Genomic DNA, 23,925 nt, shown 5'->3' with positions numbered 1-23,925 from the left:
CCTACTCGGCGTTCTTCACGACGTAGACGTTCTTGATCTTCGCGTTGCCCCCGGTGAACGGCCCCGTGCCGAAGGAGTGCACCTCGATGCGGAGGTCACCCGTCGTCGGGTCCTCGTCGAGCGACTGGGCGAAGTCGCGTGAGACGGAGGCGAGGTGGTCGACGATGCCCGCCCTCGTCGTCTCGCTGAGCGTCGCGAGCTCCTCGCTCGAGAGCGCCGCGCCCTCGCGCAGCTGGAGATGCACGACGGGCCGCTGCTCGTGGCCATCGAGCTCGAGCAGCCCGAGCTTGAACGACTCGATGTCGCCAGCGTGCGGGTTGTCGCGGTAGAGCCCGTTCTCGATGTCGATCGGGTAGAGGTTCGCGCCCATGTACGAGATGGTCGAGTCCTTCCTGCCGAAGAGCAGGAGGAACGGCAGCTTCATCCGCTGGACCGCGAATGCGCGGTGGAACGCCCTGGACAACGCCGGGTCGAGCTCGGCGATCTTCTCCCGCACCTCGGGGAATGAGAGGATCTTCGCCTCGTCGCCGATGTTGTAGCGCAGCTTCGGGCTGAGCACGGCAGACGAGTTGAGGGTCACGACGAGCTCGTTGCTCGCGTTCGTCTCGAGGTAGGTCTCGAGCGGGTTGTACTGGAAGACCATCGGAATGCGAGACTCGTCGTCACCGAGGAGCGCCCGCCTCAGTCGCTCATCGGCGAACATCGCCCGGCGCAGCCACACGCACGCGTCGGACTCGCCCGCCATGCCGATCGTGAGGTCGGATGCCCCGTACCCCGAGTACACGCGGCCGAAGCGCTCCTCCAGGTAGTCACGCAGCCCCTCGGTCATCGCCTCGCCGCCGACGAACCCGTTGAGTCGATGCTTCGACCAGTCGAACCACTCCTCGCCGTCGAGCCGGTCGCGCAGGTGCTTCAGGAACGGCGGGTAGGCGCTCACCAGGTACTGGTACTTCGGGCCGAAGTGACGGATGGTGTCGACGATCTTGTCGATGTCCGGGCCGGTGTTCTTGACCATCGAGATCTTCGACAGCGCGTGGCCCGTGTTGGTGCCGGTCGCCCAGGCCCCCATCGAGAAGGCGTTGATGCCGAAGAGCTTCTTCGTGCCGAACAGCAGAGTGATGTAGCCGGCGACGTTGTTGTGGATCGTCTTCAGCTCGTGCCGCCCGCGGATCCAGTTGAAGGGAGAACCGCTCGACCCGCTCGACTCATCGACCACGGTGCCGACCGTGTCGATCTCCCCGCCCCAGCAGCGCTCATCTTCCGTGTAGCGCTTGACGTAGTCGTCCTTGCTCGTCTCGGGGTAGCTCGAGAGCTGCCACCACCGGAACGTGAAGTCGTTCTCGTGCAGCCACCGCTGGTACGCGGGCACGTCGAGGTTGGCGCGCTGGCAGATCATCCAGGCGTTGAACTTCGCGAAGTCGCCCATGGCCGGCACGTAGTGGCGGGCGGTCCACCGCCAGACGGCGGGGTGCAGGTGGTAGAGGTCGTAGGTCTTCGTGAGCGCACCGGAACCGAGGCGCAGCAGCGTCTGCCGCAGCTTGGATGCACGCTGCAAGCCGGCTGGCCCTGGGCTCGCCGCTCTGCCTGTCCCCGACTCCCGAACACCGATCTGCTGCGTCACGTCGCTCCCCCGCCTCTCGCCACCGCCGAAGTGTGGGCATAGCTAAGCACGAGCCACGGACATTCAGCCTGAGACGCCAGAAATAATACATTCCATGGAATATAGTTCTCTGGAATGTGGTTGCATGCCTGTATGACCGATTCGAAGACCCCGTCCTCCGACTTTCTGCGGGCACTCGTGAGCACGCAGATCCGGCTCTGGAATGACGCGGACGCCGCTCTGCGCCCCATCGGAATCCCGCTCTCGCATCTCTACGCCCTCAACGCGATTGCCGAGGCCGGCACCGTGCGGGCGAGCGACCTCGCCGCGACGATCGGCATCACGGTGGGCGCCGCGAGCAAGCTCATCGACCGACTCGAGCGCGACGGGCACTGCAGCAGGCGCGCGAACCCTGATGACCGCCGCTCGGCCCTCGTCGAGCTGACGGCCAGCGGCTCGCGGGCGCAGGTCCAGGGGTCTTCCGCCCTCGAGGCGTACCTGACGTCCCGCCTCGACCTCACGGGCACTCGCGCCGAACGAGATGAGCTCTCGGCCCGGCTGCACTCGCTGACCACCGCGCCCACAGACGCTGCAGAAGGATCGGCAAGCGAGTGAGCGAGCGCATGCGTGCGGTTGTGCTGCGCGAGTTCGGCGGCCCGGAGAAGCTGCAGCTCGAAACCATCAAGAGGCCGAAGGCGCACCCTGGCGAGGTGCTCATCCGCGTGCAGGCGTTCGGCCTCAACCGCTCCGAGTACCACTTCCGCTCAGGCGTCGCCGAGGCCGGCGAGCTCCCCCGCGTGCCGGGAATCGAGGCGACCGGCATCGTCGTGGATGCGCCAGGCAGCGACTTCAGACCAGGCCAGCAGGTCGCGACCATGATGGGCGGCATGGGCCGGTCGTTCGACGGCGGCTACGCGGAGTGCGTGACGGTCCCGGCAGCACAGGTAATCCCTTTCCGCAGCAATCTCGACTGGTCGATGCTCGGCGCGCTCCCCGAGATGCTGCAGACCGCCTGGGGGTCCCTGTCGACCGGCCTCCAGGCGAAAGAGGGCGACAGCATCCTCATCCGCGGCGGAACATCGTCGGTCGGGCTCGCGATCGCAGCGCTCGCCGTCATGCGCGGGATACGCGTCTTCTCGACGACCCGTAACCCCGACCGCTTCCATCACCTGCGCGACCTCGGCATCGAGCATCCGCTGCTCGAGAACGGTGCGGTCGCAGCTCAGATCCGCGAGATCGCTCCGGACGGGGTCGATGGGGCAGTCGAGCTCGTCGGCGCGACGACGCTGCGCGACACGCTTCGAGCCGTGCGCACGGGAGGGACAGCCTGTTTCACCGGCATGCTCGCGGACGACTGGATCATCCCCGAGTTCTACCCCATCGCATGGCTGCCCAACGGGGTTCGCCTCACTGCCTATTCTGGGGAGGCGAACGACCTGCCCCCGCACGTGCTGCAGGACTTCATCGATGCGGTCGAACGGGGCGACGCACGCGTCCCCATCGGCCACGTGTACCGGATGGACGAGATCGCCCAGGCGCACACCGACATGGAGTCTGGTCGCTACGTTGGCAAGCTCGTGGCAGTGCCGTGGACTGGCTCAGAGCTCTGATCCGCGGGCTGACCCGCGCGGCGTCCGGGCTGCACGCGGCGCACGGCTGGATGCTCCCTCCGTTGCCTGACGCCACCTCGGGCGACCACCCCACAGCTCCATAGGCGACTCGTAGCATCGCCATAGCCCCCTCCTGGGCAGGCGACTCATGCTGACGTTCATCCCCGATGAAGAGCAGGAGCACCGCCATGATCAAGATTCCCGAACCCGACCTCACGCCTGACGGACCCGCCTACGAGGGCAGGCTCCTCGACCGAGCGGACGAGGAGGTCGTCGACCAGGGCGTCGCCTTCGACATCGGCACGCTCCTGTCGCGGCGCGGACTGCTCAGCATCTTCGGAGTGGGCGTCGGAACGGTCGCCCTCGCCGCGTGCACCCCTGCCGGGTCGGGTGCTGCGGGCACCGCCGCGGCGACGGCAGCTGCCACGGCTAGCCCTACCTCGAGCGCTTCGGCAGCGGCCGGCGCCCTCCCAGCGAGCGAGATCCCCGACGAGACAGCCGGCCCCTATCCGGGCGACGGCTCGAACGGCGCGGATGTGCTCGAACAGTCCGGGGTCGTGCGCAGCGACATCCGCACGAGCATCGGCAGCAGCACCGCAGCTGCCGGCGTGCCCATGACGCTCACGCTCACGATCCTCGACATGGCGAACGGCGACCGGCCGTTCGAGAACGTCGCCGTCTACGTCTGGCACTGCGACGCCACAGGTGGCTACTCCATGTACTCCGAGGGCATCGAGAACGAGACCTTCCTCCGCGGGGTCCAGGTCGCCGACAGCTCCGGCAGCGTCACCTTCACGTCGATCTTCCCTGCCTGCTACACGGGCCGCTGGCCGCACATCCACTTCGAGGTGTACCCGACGGTCGACGACATCACCGAGTCCACCAACGCGATCTCGACCTCGCAGGTCGCGCTGCCCGAGTACGCCTCGGACGCGGTCTACGCGCTCGCGGGCTATGAGGGCTCCGCCTCGAACCTTGCCCAGGTCAGCCTCGACTCCGACAATGTGTTCGGCGACGACGGCGGAGCCCTGCAGCTCGCAACCGTCACGGGCGATGCGACGAGCGGCTACAACGTCGCCCTCACCGTGCGCGTCGACACCACGACCGCCCCGACCGCAGGCGCGGCCCCCTCCGGTGGTGGCGGTGCCGGAGGGCCAGGCGGCTCCGGCGGACCCGGGAGCTGATCGACCACCGACCACCGACAACCGAAGGATCCCGACATGCTCGCGAATCTCACCGGCTGGCACGGCCTCGCCGTGCTCGCCATCATCGTGCTCATCTTCGGCGCGTCCAAGCTGCCCGCCCTCGCGAAGAGCGTCGGACAGTCGATGCGCATCCTCAAGACGGAGGTGCGAGCCCTGGACACCGAGGCGACCGAGGCACCCCCGGTGACCGCTCCGGAGGTCAGCACCGACGGTCACCTCAAGGGAGGAACGCCGAGCCAGCCGCGAGGAGCGGTCCCGGATCAGCGCTTCCCGGATACCACCAGCCGCTCCACGGCGAGCTTCAAGTAGGGGGCGGTCGCGCTGCCGTCGGCAGCCGCCACCTCCTGCGGCGTGCCCTGCGCGACGACCTCGCCGCCCTCGTCCCCCGCACCCGGCCCCATGTCGATCACCCAGTCCGCGCCGGCGACGACGCGCATGTCGTGCTCGACGAGGATGACGGTGTTCCCCAGATCGACGAGGTCGTGGAGATGCCCGAGGAGGCGATCGGAATCAGCGGGGTGCAGCCCTGAGGTCGGCTCGTCGAGCAGATAGAGGGTGTCGCCCTGCTGAGCCCGACGCAGCTCGGCAGCGAGCTTCACGCGCTGCGCCTCGCCGCCCGAGAGCTCCGGCGCGGGCTGGCCGAGCGACACGTAGCCGAGCCCGACATCGGTGAGCGCATCCAGATGCTGGAGCACCTCCGCCCGACCGGCGAACTTCTCCCGCGCCTCGGTGACGCTCATCGCGAGCACGTCCGCGATCGACGACCCCTCGTACTCGATCTCCAGCGTCTCCGCGTTGTAGCGCTTCCCGCCACAGGTCGAGCACGGTGCCTGCACCGTTGGCAGGAAGAGCAGCTCGACCTCCATCGTCCCCTCGCCCTTGCACGTCGGGCAACGGCCGCTGGGGAGGTTGAACGAGAATCGGCTCGCCGAGTACCGCCTGCGCTTCGCCTCATCCGTCGCGGCGAACAGCGAGCGGATGCGGTCGAACAGCCCCGTGTAGGTCGCGACGTTCGAGCGTGACGTGCGCCCGATCGGCGCCTGGCTGACCTGCACGATGCGCGTGAGCCGCTCGGCCGGGCCGATGGCTCGACCGCGCGTGGTCTCCGCCGCGACGGCGACCATGGGGTCTGCCCCGTCCGGCTCCTCATCGGCGACGGCCTCGCCCAGCTCACTCGCAAGACTCGCGCGGAGCAAGTCGGGCAGCGCCTGGTTCACCAGCGTCGTCTTCCCCGAGCCCGAGACCCCCGTGACCGCGGTCAGGCAGCCGAGCGGGAACGCCACGGACAGTCCGCGGATGTTGTTGCGCACCACACCCTCGAGCGCCACCTGCTGCTCCCTGGGCCGAGCCTCACGCAGCTTCGGCTTGGGCGAGTCCTCGCAGTCGAACAGGTAGCGCCGCGTCACCGATTCCTCGGCGGACCGCACCCCCTCGAGAGCGCCCGAGTAGACGATGCGGCCGCCGGAAGCTCCTGCCCCCGGGCCGATGTCGACGATCCAGTCCGCCTCGCGGATCACGTCGAGCGAATGCTCGACGTAGAAGACCGTGTTGCCCCGATCGCGGAGCCCGCGCAGGATCCGGAGGAGCGCCTCCGTGTCGGCAGGATGCAGACCCGCCGACGGCTCATCGAGCACGAACACGACACCGAAGAGCCCCGCGAGCAGCTGGTTGGCGAGCCGAAGCCGCTGCAGCTCACCGCCGGAGAGCGTCCCCGTCTGCCGGTCGAGCGAGAGGTAGCCCAGACCGAGGTCCGAGAGCGGCGCGAGTCGCGCGCACAGCTCACCAGCCAGCCGTCGCGCGGCGAGGTCCTGCTCCGGGGCAAGCGCCTCCCCCTCCCGCACCCAGCCGGGCTCGAGCACACGCTCCATCAGCACGGCCAGCTCGCGCAGCGGCATCGCCGCGAGCTGCGTGATGTCGAGCCCCTCGAACGTCACGGCAAGAGCATCCGGCTTCAACCGCGTGCCCCGACACGACGGGCACTGCACGCTCTCCATGAACGCGGCCGCCTTCTCGCGCATCCGCTCGCTCTTCGAATTGGCGAAGGTATCGAGCACGTACCGCTTCACGCCGACGAACGTGCTCATGTACGAGGGCTCGTCGCCCGCCGCCACCGCGGCGCGAACCTGCGCGGGCGACCTGCCCGTGAACACCGGCACCTGCGGCTTCTCCGTCGTGTTCAGCAGCCACGACCGGCGCTCGCTGGGAACCTCGCGCCACGGGATGTCGATGTCGTAGCCGAGCGAGACGAGACTGTCCCGGAGCTGCTTGCCGTGCCACGCCGTCGGCCACGCGGCGATCGCCCCGTCGCGGATGCTCAGCGACGCATCCGGGATCATGAGCGACTCGGGCACCTCGTAGACACGGCCGAGCCCATGGCAGTTCGGGCAGGCACCCTGCACGGTGTTCGCCGAGAAGTCCTCCGCGAGCAGCATCGGCGCACCCTCCGGATACACGCCGACCCTCGAGAACAGCATGCGCACGACATTCGCGATCGTCGACGTGCTCCCGACCGTCGAACGAGCGCTCCCGCCTCCGCGTTGCTGCGGGAGCGCGACCGCAGGCGGCAGGCCCTCGACTGAATCCACGTCGGGCGGCGAGACCTGGTTCATGAGGCGGCGTGCGTAGGGTGCGACCGACTCGAAGTACCGCCGCTGCGCCTCGGCGTACAGCGTCCCGAACGCGAGCGAGCTCTTCCCCGAGCCCGAGACCCCCGTGAACGCGACGAGGGCATCCCGCGGGATATCGACATCGACGTCCCGCAGATTGTGCTCGCGGGCGCCTCGGACCACCACCCGGTCCGGCGCTGCAACTGATGTGTGTCCTTCGACGAAACCCATCGGAACAGCATGACTCGCGCTCTCGACCCGAAACTGAACGCTTCAGGTAACGCAAGGTTACGCAGAGCTACGACACGACCACACCGGGTAGAAATGTCTCGTTGTCCGAACATATGACAGCTCCAAGCTGGACAAAGGAGTTCCCATGACCGACCAGACCACCACCACGCCCCGCACCATCGGCGTCGGCCTCATCAGCGTCGGCTGGATGGGTCGCCTCCACTCGCGCGCCTACCGAGCCGTCCCCGACCACTTCCCCGAGCTTGGCATCAAGACGCGGCTCGTCGTCGCCGCCGACCCCGTGCCGGAAGCCCGCTCACAGGCAGAAGAACGACTCGGCTTCGAGCGCACCGTCGCCGACTACCACGAAGTGCTCGCCGACCCGGAGGTCGACGTCGTCTCGATCTGCTCCCCCAACTTCCTGCACGCCGAGATGGCCATCGCGGCAGCCGAAGCCGGGAAGCCGTTCTGGATCGAGAAGCCCATGGGACGCTATGCGTCCGACTCGCGGCGCATCGCATCCGCAGTGGATGCCGCCGGCATCGTCACGGCTGTCGGGTTCAACTACCGCAACGCACCCGCGATCGCCCACATGAAGCAGCTCATCGAGGAGGGCGCCATCGGCCGCGTCACGAACGTGCGCGGCGCGCTCCTCGCCGACTACTCGTCCGACGCCCTCGCACCGCTCACGTGGCGCTTCGAGCGCGAGCGCGCCGGATCCGGCGTGCTCGGCGACCTGCTCTCGCACGGCCTCGACCTCGCCCAGCACGTCGTCGGCCGCATCGGCAGCGTCTCCGCGACCGCCGAGACCTTCATCACCGAGCGCCCAGCCCCGGGCACGGGCATCGTCGACCGCTCCGCCCCCGGAACCGGCGAGCTGAAGCCCGTGGAGAACGAGGATTACGCCGCCCTGCTCATGCGCTTCGACAACGGCGCGATCGGCATCATGGACTCCAGCCGCATCATGCGCGGCCCCCGCGCCGAGTACGCCCTCGAGGTGTACGGCACGAAGGGCTCGCTGCGGTGGGACTTCCAGCGCCTCAACGAGCTCGAGGTCTGCCTCGACTCGTCGAACCCGTACGGCTACACGACCGTCTACATGTCCCCCGGCCACGGCGAGTTCCACCGCTTCCAGCCGGGCGGCGGAACCGGCATGGGCTTCGACGACCTCAAGACCATCGAGGCGGCGCGGTTCCTGGAGAGCGTCGTCACGGGCAGGCAGGTCGCTCCGTCGGTCGCCGACGGGCTCGTCGCCGCGCAGATCGTCGAGGCCGCGGAGGCGTCCATCGAGGACGGCCGCTGGCACGACGTGCCCGCCCGCGCGTAGCCACCGGCACGGCTTGCGCAACGCGCGGCACAGCGCCCGCCGCGCAACGAGTTTCGGGATGGGTTCCACGCCTCCGGATGACTTACAACCCACCCGCATGCGCGAAAGCCATCCCGAAACTCAGCGCCGCATCCCGGCCGGACGCCCTGCGGAACGCCCACCGCACGACGAGCTTCGGGATGGGGTTCCACGCCCCCGGATGACTTACAACCCACCCGCATGCGCGAAAGCCATCCCGAAACTCAGCGCCGAGGCCGCGCAGGCGTCCATCGAAGACGGCCGCTGGCACGACATGCCCGACGCGCGCGTAGCCGCCGGCGGCGCCCGGCAGAACGCGCGGCACGACGCCCGCCGCGCAACGAGTTTCGGGATGGGTTTCACGCCTCGGGATGGGTTGCAACCCATCCCGAGGCGTGAAAGCCATCCCGAAACTCAAGATGCGCGCCAGGCGCCGGCGCCAGAACGCCGCGCCGGCGGGAGAGCCGCCGCGCCGGCGGGAGAGCTGCCGCGGCGCCGCTCTAGAACGTGGCGGCGTCGATCACGAAGCGGTAGCGCACGTCCGACTTGAGGACGCGCTCGTAGGCCTCGTTGATCTGCGCGGCGTCGATGAGCTCGATCTCCGGCGCGATGTCGTGCTCGGCGCAGAAGTCGAGCATCTCCTGCGTCTCGCGGATGCTCCCGATCGTCGATCCTGCGAAGGAGCGGCGGTTGTTGAAGAGCGTGAACGCGCGCACGGGGATCGGCTCGGCCGGCGCACCGACGTAGACCATGGTGCCGTCGAGCGTCAGCAGGTTGAGGTACTGGTCGATCTCGAGGTTCGCGCTCACCGTGTTGATGATGAGGTCGAACGTGTTCCGCAGCTCTGAGAACGTGGCCTTGTCGCTCGTCGCGTAGTAGTGCTTCGCTCCGAAGCGCAGTCCGTCTTCCTGCTTGCTGAGGGTCTGCGAGAGCACGGTGACTTCGGCGCCCATGGCGACGGCGATCTTCACGGCCATGTGGCCGAGGCCGCCCATGCCGACGACGGCGACCTTCTTGCCGGGTCCTGCATTCCAGTGGGCAAGCGGCGAGTACGTCGTGACACCGGCGCAGAGCAGCGGGGCGGCCTTCTCGTACGGGATGCTCTCCGGCACGCTGAGCACGAAGTCGGCATCGACGACGACGTTCGTCGCGTATCCGCCCTGCGTGATGCTGCCGTCGCGGTCCTTGCCGCCGTACGTCATGACGTTGCCGTTGGTGCAGTACTGCTCGGAGCCGGCCTTGCAGTTGTCGCACTCGCGGCACGAGTTGACCATGCAGCCAACGCCGACGCGGTCGCCGACCTTGTGCTTGGTGACGTCGGAGCCGACCTCGGCGACGGTGCCCACGATCTCGTGGCCGGGGGCGAGCGGGTAGGGGACCTGGCCCCACTCGCCGCGCACCGTGTGGATGTCGGAGTGGCAGATGCCGGAGTAGGCGATGTCGATGAGCACGTCGTTCGCTCCGACGTCGCGGCGCTCGATGGTGATGGACTCGAGCGGTTCGGTTGCTGAGGGGGCGGCGTAGGCCTTCGCGGTCGTCATTCGTGCTCCTTCGGGATGTGCGTGGAGGTCGTTCGCTCGCCTGCTCCGGTTCTCGGAGCACGGCGGGACCGAGGAGACTCTATGCCTCGCCCCCGACCGTCACTCTCCGCGAGCGTTCAGGTCGCCGCGCTTGAGCGCGACGTTGGGATGCGTCGGCCGCGCCGTCGCGTCCGGCTGAGCTGGCGCATCTGGACCCTTCGCGGCGGCGCCGGTCACCGCATCCACGACCTCGTCGACCGAGACGATGCGCAGCATTCCTGTCTCGAGGCCGACGGCGACCTCGTCGGGGATGACGTACATGGCGCGTGTCTCAGGGCCGGCGGTCGCGGTTCCTCGGAACTGTCGCTTCGACATGACCCTCGCCTCGCGCGGCGCGCCACGACGACGACGCCGGAACTGCCGGGCGAGGAACCGCCCCAGGGTGACGCCGCCGGCGATGCCGATGCCGATGGAGCCCGCCTGCACGAGTCGCAGCACGCCGTCGTCCGAGGAGGAGCTCGACGTGATGTCGAGCATCCCCTGGTAGATGGCCAATCCTGGGAGCAGGGGCACGGTGCCGCAGACGGTGGTGATGGTGGCGGGGATGTGCAGCTTGCGTGAGAGGCCTTCGCCGAGGACGCCGATGATGAGGGCGGGCACGGCGGTCGCGACGAGCGGCTCTGTTCCGGCTGTCACGAGGATGTCGTAGCCGAGGTACGCGATTCCGCCGAACACCATGGCGACCAGGGCGGTGCGCACGGTCGCGTAGGACGCGAGCGCCCACGCCGCGGCTGCGATGGCGGCGCCGACCACCTGCACGGCCGACGGCCACGGCTGCACGGATCGCTCGACGAGGCGCAGGTCGATGCCGAGGCCCCGCGCGACGTCGAGCACGATGGCGATGCCGACGATCAGGCCGAGCGTGAGCAGCACCACTTCGAGCAGCCGCCCCATCGCCGTGATGGGGAAGCCGTTGATAGCGTCGTCCGCTGCACCCACGAACGACATCCCGGCGAGCAGCACGACAAGCCCGGATGCGACGACAAGCGCCGGCGGGAGCGCGGCGAAGTCGACGGGCAGCACCGGACGCAACGCGAGCAGGCCAACGGCCACCCCCGTCGCGATAGCGGCGCCAGCGATCTGCAGGAAGAAGGCGGGAAGCCCCCAACGGCCAAGCGCTTGGAGGACGAGGTCGACGATCACGGTCGTCGCCGCCGAGAGCAGGCAGACGAGCGGTCCGCCGCCGAGTAGGAAGCCGACGCCGCCGGCCATGAGCGCGAGCCACACGGTGACCATCGACCGGCGGAAGCGCTGCGGGGCGACGAGGATCTCGTCGAGGCGCTGGTGGAACGACTCGAGCTGCTGCAGGGCCTCTTCCAGCTTCGCCGGGTCGTCGATCGTCTCAGCGACGTCGATGTCGTTGGGGTCGGCCGCGATCTCGCGCGACAGCTCCATGACCCGGGTGAGGCGGTCGTAGTCGGGGAGGCGGCTGTTGACGACGCGCAGCAGGCTGATGCCCGCGCCGTCGTTCGCCCCGTCGTGCACGACGAGGATCGACGTGAAGGTGAGGTCGATCTGGCAGTCGACGCCGAACGCCTTCGTGGTGCGGCGGATCGCGTCCGTCACGTCCGTCGCGGAGGCACCGAGCGCGAGCATCGTCTCGCCTACCCGCACGGCCAGCTCGAGCACCTCGCGGATGCTGCGTTCGGCGAGCAGGGCACGCTGCGCGCGGCGCCCGATGGTCGTCGACGGGGTTTTCCCGCCGACCTTCCTGGCCAGGTTGTCGAAGAAGTTCTTACCGCGCACGGCCGGAGTCTAATTGCGCGGGAGGGGCCGCGTCAGCGTCCGGAGACGATGTGCACGAGGCCTCTCAGCGCCGCTCCGAGCGGCTCGACTTCGTCGGCGGTGTTGTGCGCGTGGAAGGACAGCCGCAAGTTACCGGCGCGGTTGGCGGCCATCACGTCGAGGCGCTCGAGCGTGTCCTTGATCTGCAGGGCTGCGCCCTCGACGGGGGCGAGCGCGAGGATCGCGGAGCGCGCATCCGGGAGTCCCGCCGCCGACGCGAATGCGGCGCTCACCTCGAGCGCGTGGGCTTGCAGTTCCGGCGCCCCCACTCCGAGGAGGAACTCGAGCGAGGCCTCGGTGCCGACCCATGCCTGCCAGGCGGGCGAGACGTCGAAGCGTCGCGCATCCGCTGCGAGCCGGAGCGGCAGCCCGTAGATGCTCGACCACGGGTCCTCACCTGCGTACCAGTTCGCGGCGAGCGGGCGGATGCTGTCGTGCAGTTCCGGATCGAGCGTCAGGAAGGCGGTGCCTCGCGGGCACAGCAGCCACTTGTAGGCGGCACACACGGTCGCGTCGAAGCGGCTCGCGTCGACGTCGTTCCACCCGGCGGACTGCGTGAGGTCGATGAGGGTGCGCGCCCCGTGCTTCTTCGCCGCAGCTTCGATGGCGTCGAGGTCGGCGAGGGTGCCCGTCGAGGACTGCACCGCCGAGACGACGACCCAGGCCGTGTCCGAGCCGATCTCCTCGGCGAGAGTGTGCACGGGCACCTCGCGCAGCCTCAGGCCACGGTCGGCGTGGGCCGCGAACGGGAAGCTGACGCTCGTGAAGTCGTTCTCCGCGAAGAGCACCTCGGCGCCGTCCGGGACCGAGGCTGCGATGAGTCCGACGAGGGGCGAGACCTGGTTGCCGATCGCCACCCAGGCGGCGGGCACGTGTACGAGCTCCGCGTAGAGCTGCCGCGATCGAGTGACCGTGGCGTCGTAGTCGTTCGCCTGTCGGCGCCCCGCGCTCCAGCCTGTGATCTCCCGCGTGAGCGCATCCGTTGTCGCCTTCGGCGGCAGGCCCATCGACGCGGTGTTCAAGTAGAGGGGCTCCGCCGTGAAGGAGGCTGCGTGGATCCAGGACATGAGGCCAGGCTAGCGACCGGTGGTGGGGCGATCATCTCCGAGCGCGAGGCCACGTCGAACTGCATGGCGGTGGGCGTCTCCGTCGTCGACGAGTTCGGTCTTCCGCTCGAGGTGGCCGCGGCCCCCATCACCGTGGAGCTCATCGACGAGGTGCGACAGCTCCACATCCTGTCGTGACCGACCAGTTCCCCAGCCTGAGTCTGCCGTTCCGCGGTCGCGCGATCACGTCTTCCCGACGGCCGCACCGCTCGGTACCCTTCGAGCATGACCGAGACGACAGCGCTGCGCCGTTCGAAGACGCCCCTCTGCGCGGCGGTCCTCGCCCTCGCCGTCGCAGGGCTCGTGGGATGCGCGCCCGCCGATCCGCAGACCGGAGACCGGTCCCCGGGTGACGAGCCGTACCTCGTCGAGTTCGAACCAGAACCCGCCCGGTCTGCCACGCCCACGGAGGGCGAGCTGTTGAGCTCGCCGGATCGTGTCAACGGGGCGGCGGTCCTCAGCGAGGACGGCACCCGCTTCACGGTGATCCGCACAGACAGTCCGGATGACTCCTGCAGCGAAGCCCCCATCCGCCTGATGGTCGTCGACCCGACGACCATCCTCGTGACCTACCGCTTCCTCGGCGAACCTGGCCAATTGTGCAGCGCCGTGGGGACGACCCGCGTCGACGAGTTCGAGGTCCCGCCTGGAATCGAACCGCGCGGCGTCGAGGTGCGCACCGCGAACGAGGCGACGCTACCCGCGCCACTCGCGTTCGATGCGGCACCGGCCACGGACGGCGGTGGGGGTGCGAACGTCGAGTTCCCGAGCCTGAACGCGTTCGAGCTGCTGAGCTCGGCGATTTCTACGCCCGAGGAATCGGCCACGGTCGTCAGCACCGACCCCTACGGCCCAGTGCCTGCCGTCATCTCGCACCCGGACGGCTCGTTCTCCGTTGTCCGCACGGACTCCGCCGATCCGTGCGGCCGGATGCCAGCAGAGCTCGTCGCACTGAGCGCCTCCGAGGTCGCCGTGCACTACCGCTTCCTCGGCGAACCCGGTCAGGACTGCGGCCTCGAGCAGATCGATCGCACCGACACCTTCTCTGCCCCGGCGGGCGTCACCGGTGCGGTCGCCGTCTCGATCGCCTTCGAGTACCCGAAGTACCGCCCCATCGTCATCGAGCAGCTCCCGACGTGAGACGGGAGAAGGCAGCTGCGTGATTCCAGGACAGGCGCCTCGACTCCTCATCGCGAGTTGAACTCGCCCTCCCGCAGCCCACCCGGCAGCGCCGTGTCGCACAGCCGGAGCCTTCCCCGGGACCGCCCCGCTCTGTAGCCTTCGAGCATGACCGAGACGACAGCGCTGCGCCGTTCGAAGACGCCCCTCGCCGCGGCTCTTGCCGCGCTGGCTCTCGCGACGCTCGTCGGATGCGCGCCCACGGACCCGCGAGTCGGGAACCCGAGCGAGACGCCCGGGGCTGACGGAGGCGTCTACGTCGAGGAGTTCGATCTCGCGGTGGCCAGAGCTGCGACCCAGGAGGAAGAAGAGCTGCTCCGCCAGGAGGACAACTTCCGGGTCGAAGCCGCCGTGCTGAGCGAGGACCGGGAGACGTTCCGCGTCGTTCGCAGCGACAACGGGGTTGACACCTGCAGTGAGGCGCCGTCGCGGCTCATGGTGCTCGACAGCACGACGATCCTCATCACGTACGCCTACCTGGGCGATCCTGAACAGGCCTGCACACTGACCGGGATGACGAGGGTCGACGAGTTCCAGGTCCCGCCCGGGATCGACCCGGAGGGTGTCGAGGTGCGCATGACGAGTGAGTACGTGCAGACCGACGACCCGACCGTGGAGATCCCGTCCGGGGCGACGACGGAGGCGGTCGCCCCAGCTTTCACCACGCTGGACGGCGCTGTGGCACCCGTCGCGACAGCCGAGCAGTCGGCCCTCATCCCCGGAACGGACATCACGCGGCGTCGGCCCGTGGTCGTCGCCAATGACGACGGGACCTTCACAGTCATCCGCCCAGACGGCGCTGAGCCGTGCAGCCACGTGCCGAGCGAACTCATCACATTGAGCGCATCCGAGGTCTCGATCAATTACCGGTACCTCGCGAAAGACGGTGACGGTGCCAGCTGCAGCGTCGAATCGATCGACCGCGCCGACGTGTTCGGCATCCCTGCGGGCGTCGCCGGGAATGTCTCCGTCTCGATCACGCACGAGAGTTCCCCGCTCGGCCCCATCATCATCGAGCCAGCAACGACGTGAGATCGTGAGCACATGAAACTCGCCGAAGCGCTCCTGGAGCGCGCTGATCTGCAGAAGCGCGTCGAGTCGTTGCAGGCTCGCATCGTCGCGAACGCCTCCTATCAGGAGGGTGAGCAGCCGACCGAAGACGCGAGTGAGCTGCTCGAGGAGTGCGCGACTCGCCTCCTGCAGCTGGAGCGTCTCGTGACGTCGATCAACATCACCAACGCGACCGCGCCCACGGAAGATGGGCGCACCATCACGGCGCTGCTCGCGGCGCGGGAGACGCTGCGCACGCAGCACAGCATCCTGGTGCGGGCAGCGGATGCGGCGGCCGGGTCGTGGGGGCAGCGGCAGATGCGCAGCGAGCTGCGGCAGATGTCCGCCCTGCCGGTGCGCGACGTGCGTGCCAAGGCCGACGGGGTCGCGCAGGCGCTCCGCGAATTGGACGTCGTCATCCAGCGCACGAACTGGGAGGTGGAGCTCCTCGAGGCGTAGCCGTCGACGGAGCGAACACGGGGAAGACTGTCGCGGTGAGTCGGTAGGCGAACGGCGCGAGCACACACCGAGGGCTGGCGGTTTCCAGTCCACCTGTCGACGCGGTGGGCAGCGTCTCGGCTTCGGCCGTCACACCTCAGCCCAGCATCCCTCACCGGGAACCGCGCACGTAGGACACCTCATCACCATGTGCTGGCCGGACGCCGAGGGCGGGATCGGGGACCTCACCGCACCGAGAACGACGGGCAGCGCCTTCTGCGTGCCCGCGGGGTTCGGTGGCGCCTCGTTCGCGTTACACCTGCTCGCTCGGCAACACCGATACGGCGAACCACTGCCCGTAGCCGTCCTGCGCGAAGGTGAGCGTCGATCCGCGGTCGATGGTCGCCTCGTTGTGGGTTCCGCACATCGACACGTGCTGCGTGTCGTAGGAAACGCCGGGGCGCACCTTGCCGTCGATGACGGGCAGCAGTGCAACCGGGCCGTCGGTCGTCAGGCCCGGCAGGTCGCGGTCGCCGACGCGGAACAGCTCGCGGTCGATGCCGGAGCTCGCAGCGAGCGCATCGACATCGCTGTACGGGCAGCCGAGCACAAACGCGCTCGCGTCCTCGGGGAGCAGCTCATCGATCTCCATCGTCGCCGAGAGCTCGTTGACCTTGAGGTGATCGACCAGGCGCACCGGATCGGGCGTCGCGCAGGCCGACAGCGAGGTCACGGAGAGCACACTGAGGGCGACGAAGGTCACTGCTCGACGGGGGTGCACAGGAGTGACCCTACTTGTTGGACCGGGTCTATCGCGTCATCCGAAGTGGTGAACTTCGTCATCCGAGAGATGGATGTGACGCATCCGTGGCCGTGCATGCGGACTTCCGGCCTTCCGCGCCTGCGGGCCTGCGGGCGGAACCAGCCCCCGCGGCACCTCTCCCGAACCTAGGAGCGATCTGCGGAGCGCACGCCGACCGCGTGAGAGATGGGTGTGGGAAAGCAGTCGCGCGGCTCGAGGAGCTCCGCCCGGTGCGTGCCACAGCTCGCACAGGCGCTGTAGATGATCGTGCCGAGCGACGTCGCGTGTCGGGATGCGGTGACCCATCCGTGCTCGACGCACGTCGGCCCGGCGTCGGCGACTGCTGGAACGGGCGCGTGCGCGGCGGCGGGGAGCGCGATAGGGTGCGTGGCGAAGTCATCTGCTGGCGTGAGTTTCTTCATGCCATCGAGCCTGGTGTAATAGCCTTATGCATCTCAACCCTTACGGTGAGTACGCCGTCATCCTGGCCGCTTCGCTGGCCAACGACTGGCCAGCGGACCGCCCCGCGCTCCTCGCTCGCACCCGCGAGCACGGGATGACCATGCCATTTCCGCCGGAGGCCGAGGACCACGCGCGCACCCGAGCCGTGATCGACGAGTGGCTCCGCGTCGTGGATGCCCCGAGTGACGAACAGCGCGCCGAGGTCCTCAACACCCTCATGGCCTCGGCGACGGCATATCCGCGCCTCACCAACCACGACAACGAAGGCTGGCACCTCCACTACCGCGACTGGAACATGTCACTGCCGGACATCTTGCTCGCCGTCATCACCGTCGGCACCGCCCTGCACCTCACGACGCGAGGCATGCACCGCCTCGGCCGGTGCGCGGCCGGCCTCGACGAGGGCGACGAGTGCCGCAACGTGGTCGTCGACGTCACCCGCAACGGGCGCCAGCGCTACTGCTCGTTGCGTTGCGCGAACCGGGCCGCCGTTCGCCGACACCGGGCTCGCGCGACGAGGTGAGCGCATCCGCACCCAGCACGCTCCTCGCCGAGGGCGCCTGCGAGGTGCCCGGGATGCGCGTGATGGGTTCCCGCGACCGTGATGGGAAGAAACCCATGACCAGTCACCGAAACCCATCACGCCCAGCATCGAAACCCATCAGGGATGCAGAAACCCCGCAAGCTCACCCGGCGCGAGTCGCACGCACGCGACGCCGACCACCCGGAGCTTTGCCAGGCAGGGCCGCGCCAGGCAGGGGCCGCGCCTGCTAGGACCGCGTCGCCTCGAGGCCGCGCTCGAGGTCGGCGAGGATGTCCTCGATCCCCTCGATGCCGATCGACAGGCGGATGAGTCCTGGCGTCACACCGGCCTCGTCGCGCTGCTCCTGCGAGGAGCGCTTGAAGATCGTCGACTCCATGTGCAGCGCGAGCGATCGCACGTCGCCGATGTGCGTCATGTGACTGACCAGGTCGAGGGCCTCCACGAACTTGCGCGCCGCATCCGGGCCGCCGGGAAGGTCGAACGAGACGACGGAACCAGCACCGTCCGGCAGGTACTTCTGGGCCAGGGCGTGGTACTCGTTCGACGGCAGTCCCGAGTAGTCGACCGAGGCGACCTCGGGTCGGGCCTCGAGCCATTCGGCGACGCGCTGCGCGTTCGCGACATGGCGCTCCATGCGCAGCGACAGCGTCTCGATGCCGTGCAGCAACAGGAACGTACTGGTCGGCGGCACCGTGGGTCCGTAGTCGAGGACCGTGACCGACTTCACGTAGCTCATGAACGTGTCGGCGCCGTACCGCTCGATGAAGGAAGGGGCCCCCTCGAACGACCCCTTCGTGAAGTGCGGGAACCGCTCGGAGTTGGCGGCCCAGTCGAACTTCCCAGCATCGACGATGACACCGCCGATGACCGAGCCATGACCCGAGAGCCACTTCGAGGTGGAATGGATGACGATGTCGGCGCCCCACTCGATGGGGCGACAGAGGTAGGGGGTCGCGACCGTGTTGTCGACGATGAGCGGCACCCCGGCCTTGGCGGCTACGCGCCCGAGCAGCTCGAGGTCGACGACGTCGTTCTTCGGGTTGGGGATCGACTCCGTGTACACGGCCCGAGTCTCGGGGCGGATGCGCGCGAGCCACTCCTCCTCGCTCGCATCCGCGCGGAGGAACTCGAAGTTCAGGCCCTGCCGGGTGAGGCTGCCGTCGAACAGCTGCCGGGTGCCCCCGTAGAGGCTCGCCGTCGAGAGGATGTGGTCACCGGAGGCGGCCAGCGAGAACAGGGTCATGGCGATGGCCGCCTGCCCGCTCGACACGACGAGCCCGTTCCGCCCGCCTTCCAGGTTCGCGATGCGCTTCCCCGCGACGACGTTCGTCGGGTTGTCGCCGCGCGAATAGGCGCGCCCGACGCTCTCGCCGGAGAATCGGGCCTCGGCCTCGTCGTAGGACGGGAAGACGTACCCGGCGCTCTGGTAGATCGGGGTCACGCGTGCGCCGACGTCGCTGTCGACGACCGCGCCGGCGTGGATCTGCCTGGTCGCAAAGGTCTGTTCGTTTCGCTCTTCAATGGCCACAGGGTCAACGTACGGAACTCGCGTCAGCTTGTGGAGCCGCGGCGAAACCTTTGGAAATACGCGAGGGGCCTCGAGCGTTTGCGTGGTTACGTTTCCCACATGCCCTCGCCGACAAGCAGCACCGAGACCACGAGGCGCTTCGACGCCGTCACCCGCGCGGAGCTGGCCCGCCCCGACAGCCGAAAGTGGAGCCTCAACGAGGGCACCATCGGCGCGTGGGTCGCGGAGATGGACTTCGGGACGGCGTCGAACGTGCGGCAGGCGATCCTCGGAGCAGTCGAGAAGGACGAGCTCGGCTATCTCGCCCCGCCCACCTGGGCGCGCACGGCGACGGCCGCGTCCGCGTTCTTCGAGCGACGCTACGGCTGGGCGGTGGAGCCCGAGCGCATCCACCACATCGCCGATGTCATGGGCGCCTTCGACGTGTTCGTGCGTCACTTCACGGCTCCGGGCTCTCCGATCATCGTGCCGACGCCCGCGTACATGCCGTTCCTCGTGACCGACGCGTTGCAGGGGCGCGAGACGATCGAGGTGGCGGGAGTGATCGAAGACGAGCGCTGGACGCTCGACTTCGAGGGCATCGAGCGTGCCTTCGCGAACGGGCCGGCCAACGTGGTGCTCGTCAACCCGCACAACCCGACGGGCGCCGTCTACACGAGGGACGAGCTCCTCCGCCTCGCCGACATCGTCGAGCGCGGCGGAGGCCGCGTCTTCGCGGACGAGATCTGGGCGCCGCTCACCCTTGATGGGCCGCAGCACATCCCGTACGCGTCCGTCTCGGCCGAAGCGGCCCGCCACTCGGTGACCTCGACGGCGGCCTCGAAGGCGTGGAACGTCGCTGGCCTGAAGTCCGCGCAGATCATCTTCACGAACGACGCCGATCTCGAGCACTACCGCACGTTCGGCTTCGGAGTCGTGTGGGGCTCGTCGATCCTGGGTGCGTTCGCCGCCGAGGCCGCGTACAGCGACAGCGACGGCTGGCTCGACGAGGTGAACGCGGCGCTCGTCGAGAACCGCGACCTCCTCTTCCGGCTGGTTGCCGAGCTCCTGCCCGGCGTGCGTGCCATCGTGCCCGAATCGACCTACGTGGCCTGGCTCGACGTGTCAGCCCTCGGCATCGATGGCTCACCCGCGAAGTTCTTCCTCGACAACGCCGGCGTCACCCTGACCGCAGGTGCGTCCTGCGGTGCCGATTTCGAGCAGTACGTGCGCATCGTGTTCGCCACCCCGAAGCCGGTGATCGAGGAGATCATCCAGCGCATGGCCGACGCTCTCGCGGCCCGCTAGGGCACCGCACCCTCCCAACGGAGCGGCAGGCGGGCGGGCCTAGGCCCGCTCGCCGAGACCTGATCGCCTAGTTCTGCTCGGCGATGCGCTCGTGGTGGCGGATCACCTCGGCGATGACGAAGTTGATGAACGTCTCCGCGAACTCGGGGTCGAGGTGCGCCTCCTCCGCGAGCTGGCGGAGGCGGAGGATCTGGCGTCGCTCACGGTCGGGGTCTGCGGGCGGAAGGCCGTGCTCCGCCTTCAGCTCACCGACGAGGGTCGTGAACTTGAAGCGCTCGGCGAGCATGTGCACCAGCGCGGCATCGATGTTGTCGATGCTGCCGCGGATCGAGGTGAGCCGGCGCAGCGCTGCATCGTCCGACGTGTGCTGGACCTGCGCGTCGCGAGCGGATGCGGGGGCCTCGACGCCATCGACGTGCTCGTTCCTGACTGCGGGGGCTTCGCTCGATGAGGACATGCCAGGAGCCTAGCGCTGGCTCCGTGTCGCGAGAAATACGCGCCAGGCGCGGCACGGGACCGATACTCCCCGCAACCGTCCCAGGATTGGAGATTGTCAACAATAGACAGCAGGGCTAGCCTGGACGCATGTCGAACCCCACCGAGCCTGCCGACGGCCACCGCCACGACGGCGATCAGCCGGCGCACGACCACGACGGCGGCGAGGCCTTCAGCCCGACGCATCCGTGCGTCGAACGCTCCTCCGAGCTCCACGAGGACCACGGGCACAGCCACGGGCTCGGCGACCACACGACGGCCACGGGCAAGCACCGCAAGAAGCTCATCATCGTCCTCGCCATCACGGCGAGCGTCTTCCTCGTGCAGATCGTCGGAGCCTTCGCCTCGAACTCGCTCTCCCTGCTCGCCGACGCCGGCCACATGCTCACGGATGCGGCCGGCGTCACCGTCGCGCTCCTCGCCAGCTACGTGGCGACGCTCCCCGCATCCTCCCGCCGCACCTTCGGCTTCCAGCGAGCGGAGGTGCTGGCGGCACTCATCAACGGACTCATCCTCGGCGTCATCGCCGTCACGATCTTCATCGAGGCGATCCGCCGATTCGGGCAGGAGGTGGAGGTCGAGTCCGGCATCATGCTCGCCGCGGCGGTCATCGGAGCCGTCGCGAACCTCGTCTCGCTCCTCGTGCTGCGATCGGGCCAGAAGGAGAGCCTCAACGTGCGCGGCGCGTACCTTGAGGTCCTCGGCGATCTGCTTGGCTCCGTGGCCGTCATCATCGCGGCCATCGTCATCTGGGTGACGGGGTGGATGGTCGCCGACCAGATCGCGTCGATCCTCATCGCCGTCCTCATCTTCCCAAGGGCCATCAGCCTGCTCCGCGAGGTCGTGGACGTGCTCATGGAAGCCACCCCGAAGAACGTCGACCTCGACGCCACTCGCAGGCACCTGCGGTCCGTGCCCGGGGTCGTGGATGTGCACGACGTGCATGCGTGGACCATCACCTCCGGCGTGCCCATGTTCTCCGCCCACGTCGTCGTCGCCCCGGAGACGCTCGACGAGCGGGGCCTCGACGCGGTGCTGTGCGAGCTCGATGCGTGCCTCAAGGAGCATTTCGAGACGAGCCACAGCACCTTCCAGGTCGAGCCCGCCACCCATGTCGACCACGCGGCCCACTCGGGCCAGCTCCACAGCTGAGGACGCACCCCATGAGCGCAGCAGCCACGCTTGGTCTCCAGAGCCAGCAGACCTCGGCGATCATCGCCGACCATCTCCGCGAGCAGGTCATCGACGGCTCGTTCGCACCAGGTGCACAGCTGAACGAAGCGCGCATCGCCGCTGACTACGAGGTCTCGCGCGGGCCGGTTCGTGAGGCGCTGCAGCGGCTCGTCCAGGAGGGCCTGCTCGAGAGCCGCCGCAATCGTGGCGTCTTCGTCCGAGAACTCACCGACGAGGACGCCGCGGAGATCTTCGCGGCCAGGGAAGCACTCGAGTGCGCGGCCGCCGCCGTCATCGCGGCCAAGCCCCCCGCCGAGCGGGCGAGCATCGCCTCGACCCTGTCCGCCGTCGTGGCGGAGCTGCACGAAGCCGCCCATGCCGGCGACGAGATCCGGGCACTCCGCCTCGACCACGCCTTCCACCGGAGATTCGTCGAGAGTGCAGGCAACTCGCGCCTCTCCCGGGCGTACTCGACCATCGCGACCGAGTCGCTCATCTGCACCTCGCACGCAATCGGCGCGCACCCCGCGCTCGGCGACTTCAGCACCCATCACGAGGAACTCGTCCGCCTCACCGAGAAGGGCGACATCGAGGGCATCCACGAGGCCGTGCACCGGCACCTCACACCGCGCACCGCCTGAACGGGCACCGCGACCGGCGCGCGAGCTCGAGGCACAACGACGAAGAGCGCATGCCCCTGAGGGCATGCGCTCTTCGCACGTTCAGCGTTCCGGGCCGCCGAATGGGAACCCGGAAGGCGGGACTCCTAGCCGCCGAGGCCGTCCAGCACAGCTGCCGTTCCGGAGAGGCCGAGGCGTGAGGCGCCGGCTTCGACCATGGCAAGCGCATCCGCCGTCGAGCGGATACCGCCGGACGCCTTCACGCCGAGCCGTTCGCCGACCGTGGCACGCATGAGCGCCACGGCATGGGTGGATGCTCCGCCAGCGGCCGAGAAGCCCGTCGACGTCTTCACGTAGTCGGCCCCCGCGGCTTCGGAAGCCTGGCAGGCGGCGACGATCTCGTCGTCCGTCAGCGCGGCAGACTCGATGATGACCTTGAGGAGTGCGGAAGGGGCGGCCTCGCGGACCGCGGCGACGTCCGCCTGCACGAGGTCGGCCCGGCCAGCCTTCAGCATGCCGATGTCGATGACCATGTCGAGCTCGTCGGCGCCGTCGGCGACGGCCCGCGCCGCCTCTGCAGCCTTGATCGCGGAGTGGTGCTTCCCGGAGGGGAAGCCGACCACGGTCGCGATCTTCACCTCGCCCGGGTCTCCCTGCACGGGGAGCATGTTGGGCGAGACGCAGATGGAGAACGCCTTCAGGGCCTTGGCCTCCTCGAGGAGGGCAGCCACCTGCCCAGGGGTCGCGTCGGTCTTCAGCAGCGTGTGGTCAACGATGCCCGCGAGCTCGGCTCGCGTGACCCGGTCATCCGGATGCGACTGTTCGTTCACCTCCGCCATCAGCTGACGACGTTGATCTGCACGTCGACGTTGCCGCGGGTGGCGTGCGAGTAGGGGCAGATATCTTCGTGCGCGATGCGAGCGACCTCTTGGGTCTCCTCGCTCGACAGGTTCGGCGCGTAGACGTCGTGGACCACCGAGAGCTCGAAGCCAGTGGGCTCGCGCTTGCCGATTCCCACCGAGGTGGAGACGGCGGCGTCCTTCGTGTCCTTGCCGAGCTGCTTTCCTGCCGCGTGGAATGCGCCGAGGAAGCAGGCCGAGTATCCAGCGGCGAAGAGCTCTTCAGGGTTGGTGCCCTCTCCGCTGCCACCCATCTCCTTCGGGGGACGCGTGTCGAGATCGATGCGGTCGTCTTCCGAACGCACGTGGCCGTCGCGGCCACCACCGGAAGCGTGGGCAATTGCGGTGTACACAGGAGTCGTCATGGGTCCATGGAACCA

Annotated in this window: 24 protein-coding genes; 13 read left to right on the top strand and 11 right to left on the bottom strand. The window is 68.7% G+C overall.

Going from position 1 to position 23,925, the window contains the following annotated elements:
• Window position 1: 1 nt before the first annotated feature.
• Window positions 2–1,621, bottom strand: coding sequence for a phenylacetate--CoA ligase family protein (locus C5E06_RS01595; RefSeq protein ID WP_258063002.1), 1,620 nt, complete (start codon window positions 1,619–1,621; stop codon window positions 2–4).
• Between the two features lie 132 nt (window positions 1,622–1,753).
• Here C5E06_RS01595 and C5E06_RS01590 point away from each other — a divergent pair, with 132 nt between their 5' ends.
• From C5E06_RS01590 to C5E06_RS01575, 4 genes are all read left to right on the top strand, one after another.
• Entirely contained in the window at window positions 1,754–2,215 is a 462-nt protein-coding gene (locus tag C5E06_RS01590) for a MarR family winged helix-turn-helix transcriptional regulator (protein ID WP_104240110.1), read from the top strand.
• Window positions 2,212–3,210 carry an alcohol dehydrogenase catalytic domain-containing protein gene (locus C5E06_RS01585; protein ID WP_104305788.1) on the top strand — a complete coding sequence of 333 codons (999 nt, stop codon included), beginning with the start codon at window positions 2,212–2,214 and terminating at the stop codon, window positions 3,208–3,210. Before C5E06_RS01590 ends, C5E06_RS01585 begins: the two co-directional genes overlap by 4 nt.
• Before the next feature lie 188 nt (window positions 3,211–3,398).
• Complete coding sequence (locus C5E06_RS01580; protein ID WP_104305787.1) at window positions 3,399–4,394, top strand: intradiol ring-cleavage dioxygenase; 996 nt, start codon at window positions 3,399–3,401, stop codon at window positions 4,392–4,394.
• Window positions 4,395–4,430: 36 nt separating this feature from the next.
• A complete protein-coding gene (locus tag C5E06_RS01575) occupies window positions 4,431–4,724 on the top strand; it encodes a twin-arginine translocase TatA/TatE family subunit (RefSeq protein WP_104305786.1) in 294 nt (97 codons plus the stop codon).
• Here the strand turns inward: C5E06_RS01575 and C5E06_RS01570 are convergent.
• Entirely contained in the window at window positions 4,676–7,252 is a 2,577-nt protein-coding gene (locus C5E06_RS01570; protein ID WP_181062852.1) for an excinuclease ABC subunit UvrA, read from the bottom strand. The genes C5E06_RS01575 and C5E06_RS01570 overlap by 49 nt on opposite strands.
• 145 nt (window positions 7,253–7,397) lie before the next feature.
• Between C5E06_RS01570 and C5E06_RS01565 the strand changes: the two genes are divergently transcribed.
• Entirely contained in the window at window positions 7,398–8,579 is a 1,182-nt protein-coding gene (locus C5E06_RS01565; protein ID WP_104305784.1) for a Gfo/Idh/MocA family protein, read from the top strand.
• Window positions 8,580–9,097: 518 nt separating this feature from the next.
• On the opposite strand, the gene C5E06_RS01560 is transcribed toward C5E06_RS01565, so the two are convergent.
• The 3 genes from C5E06_RS01560 to C5E06_RS01550 all read right to left on the bottom strand — a co-directional run bounded on the left by C5E06_RS01560 (window position 9,098) and on the right by C5E06_RS01550 (window position 13,029).
• Window positions 9,098–10,138: an NAD(P)-dependent alcohol dehydrogenase gene (locus tag C5E06_RS01560; RefSeq protein ID WP_104305783.1), complete on the bottom strand. Its 1,041-nt coding sequence runs from the start codon at window positions 10,136–10,138 to the stop codon at window positions 9,098–9,100.
• Between the two features lie 99 nt (window positions 10,139–10,237).
• Window positions 10,238–11,923: a threonine/serine exporter ThrE family protein gene (locus tag C5E06_RS01555; RefSeq protein WP_104305782.1), complete on the bottom strand. Its 1,686-nt coding sequence runs from the start codon at window positions 11,921–11,923 to the stop codon at window positions 10,238–10,240.
• A 32-nt stretch (window positions 11,924–11,955) separates the two neighbouring features.
• The gene (locus C5E06_RS01550; RefSeq protein ID WP_104305781.1) at window positions 11,956–13,029 is read right to left on the bottom strand and encodes an aminotransferase class V-fold PLP-dependent enzyme; all 1,074 of its coding nucleotides are present in this window, start codon (window positions 13,027–13,029) and stop codon (window positions 11,956–11,958) included.
• On the opposite strand from C5E06_RS01550, the gene C5E06_RS18900 reads away from it, so the two are divergent.
• From C5E06_RS18900 to C5E06_RS01535, 4 genes are all read left to right on the top strand, one after another.
• The gene (locus C5E06_RS18900; protein ID WP_146081271.1) at window positions 13,015–13,206 is read left to right on the top strand and encodes a hypothetical protein; all 192 of its coding nucleotides are present in this window, start codon (window positions 13,015–13,017) and stop codon (window positions 13,204–13,206) included. The genes C5E06_RS01550 and C5E06_RS18900 overlap by 15 nt on opposite strands.
• Window positions 13,207–13,293: 87 nt before the next feature.
• Window positions 13,294–14,208 (top strand): hypothetical protein, encoded by a 915-nt coding sequence (locus C5E06_RS01545; RefSeq protein ID WP_104305780.1) that lies wholly within the window; start codon window positions 13,294–13,296, stop codon window positions 14,206–14,208.
• Between the two features lie 147 nt (window positions 14,209–14,355).
• Window positions 14,356–15,279, top strand: a complete 924-nt coding sequence (locus C5E06_RS01540) for a hypothetical protein (protein ID WP_104305779.1) — start codon at window positions 14,356–14,358, stop codon at window positions 15,277–15,279.
• 12 nt (window positions 15,280–15,291) lie between these two features.
• Window positions 15,292–15,756: a DIP1984 family protein gene (locus tag C5E06_RS01535; RefSeq protein ID WP_104240099.1), complete on the top strand. Its 465-nt coding sequence runs from the start codon at window positions 15,292–15,294 to the stop codon at window positions 15,754–15,756.
• A gap of 292 nt (window positions 15,757–16,048) precedes the next feature.
• Here the strand turns inward: C5E06_RS01535 and C5E06_RS01530 are convergent, their stop codons facing one another.
• The gene (locus C5E06_RS01530) at window positions 16,049–16,498 is read right to left on the bottom strand and encodes a hypothetical protein (protein ID WP_104305778.1); all 450 of its coding nucleotides are present in this window, start codon (window positions 16,496–16,498) and stop codon (window positions 16,049–16,051) included.
• Between the two features lie 185 nt (window positions 16,499–16,683).
• The gene (locus C5E06_RS01525) at window positions 16,684–16,959 is read right to left on the bottom strand and encodes a hypothetical protein (protein ID WP_104305777.1); all 276 of its coding nucleotides are present in this window, start codon (window positions 16,957–16,959) and stop codon (window positions 16,684–16,686) included.
• Window positions 16,960–16,985: 26 nt separating this feature from the next.
• Between C5E06_RS01525 and C5E06_RS01520 the strand changes: the two genes are divergently transcribed.
• A complete protein-coding gene (locus C5E06_RS01520) occupies window positions 16,986–17,522 on the top strand; it encodes a CGNR zinc finger domain-containing protein (protein ID WP_104305776.1) in 537 nt (178 codons plus the stop codon).
• Between the two features lie 247 nt (window positions 17,523–17,769).
• Here the strand turns inward: C5E06_RS01520 and C5E06_RS01515 are convergent, their stop codons facing one another.
• On the bottom strand, window positions 17,770–19,071 hold the full coding sequence (locus tag C5E06_RS01515; protein ID WP_258064863.1) for an O-acetylhomoserine aminocarboxypropyltransferase/cysteine synthase family protein: 1,302 nt from the start codon (window positions 19,069–19,071) through the stop codon (window positions 17,770–17,772).
• A gap of 99 nt (window positions 19,072–19,170) precedes the next feature.
• Here C5E06_RS01515 and C5E06_RS01510 point away from each other — a divergent pair, with 99 nt between their 5' ends.
• Complete coding sequence (locus C5E06_RS01510) at window positions 19,171–20,358, top strand: MalY/PatB family protein (protein WP_104298062.1); 1,188 nt, start codon at window positions 19,171–19,173, stop codon at window positions 20,356–20,358.
• 67 nt (window positions 20,359–20,425) lie between these two features.
• On the opposite strand, the gene C5E06_RS01505 is transcribed toward C5E06_RS01510, so the two are convergent.
• On the bottom strand, window positions 20,426–20,815 hold the full coding sequence (locus C5E06_RS01505) for a chorismate mutase (RefSeq protein ID WP_104240094.1): 390 nt from the start codon (window positions 20,813–20,815) through the stop codon (window positions 20,426–20,428).
• Window positions 20,816–20,943: 128 nt separating this feature from the next.
• On the opposite strand from C5E06_RS01505, the gene C5E06_RS01500 reads away from it, so the two are divergent.
• On the top strand, window positions 20,944–22,005 hold the full coding sequence (locus C5E06_RS01500) for a cation diffusion facilitator family transporter (RefSeq protein ID WP_104240093.1): 1,062 nt from the start codon (window positions 20,944–20,946) through the stop codon (window positions 22,003–22,005).
• An 11-nt stretch (window positions 22,006–22,016) separates the two neighbouring features.
• Window positions 22,017–22,667, top strand: coding sequence for a GntR family transcriptional regulator (locus C5E06_RS01495; protein WP_104305775.1), 651 nt, complete (start codon window positions 22,017–22,019; stop codon window positions 22,665–22,667).
• A 125-nt stretch (window positions 22,668–22,792) separates the two neighbouring features.
• On the opposite strand, the gene deoC is transcribed toward C5E06_RS01495, so the two are convergent.
• Window positions 22,793–23,485, bottom strand: coding sequence for a deoxyribose-phosphate aldolase (deoC, locus tag C5E06_RS01490; protein WP_104305774.1), 693 nt, complete (start codon window positions 23,483–23,485; stop codon window positions 22,793–22,795).
• Window positions 23,485–23,910, bottom strand: coding sequence for an organic hydroperoxide resistance protein (locus tag C5E06_RS01485; RefSeq protein WP_104298057.1), 426 nt, complete (start codon window positions 23,908–23,910; stop codon window positions 23,485–23,487). The genes deoC and C5E06_RS01485 overlap by 1 nt, the downstream gene beginning before the upstream one ends.
• Window positions 23,911–23,925: the final 15 nt, after the last annotated feature.

This window comes from Pseudoclavibacter sp. RFBI5 (genome assembly GCF_002931395.1).
Taxonomy (GTDB): Bacteria; Actinomycetota; Actinomycetes; order Actinomycetales; family Microbacteriaceae; genus Pseudoclavibacter.
Note: the sequence above shows the minus strand (reverse complement) of the source record. Positions and strands in the feature narration are given on the sequence as shown.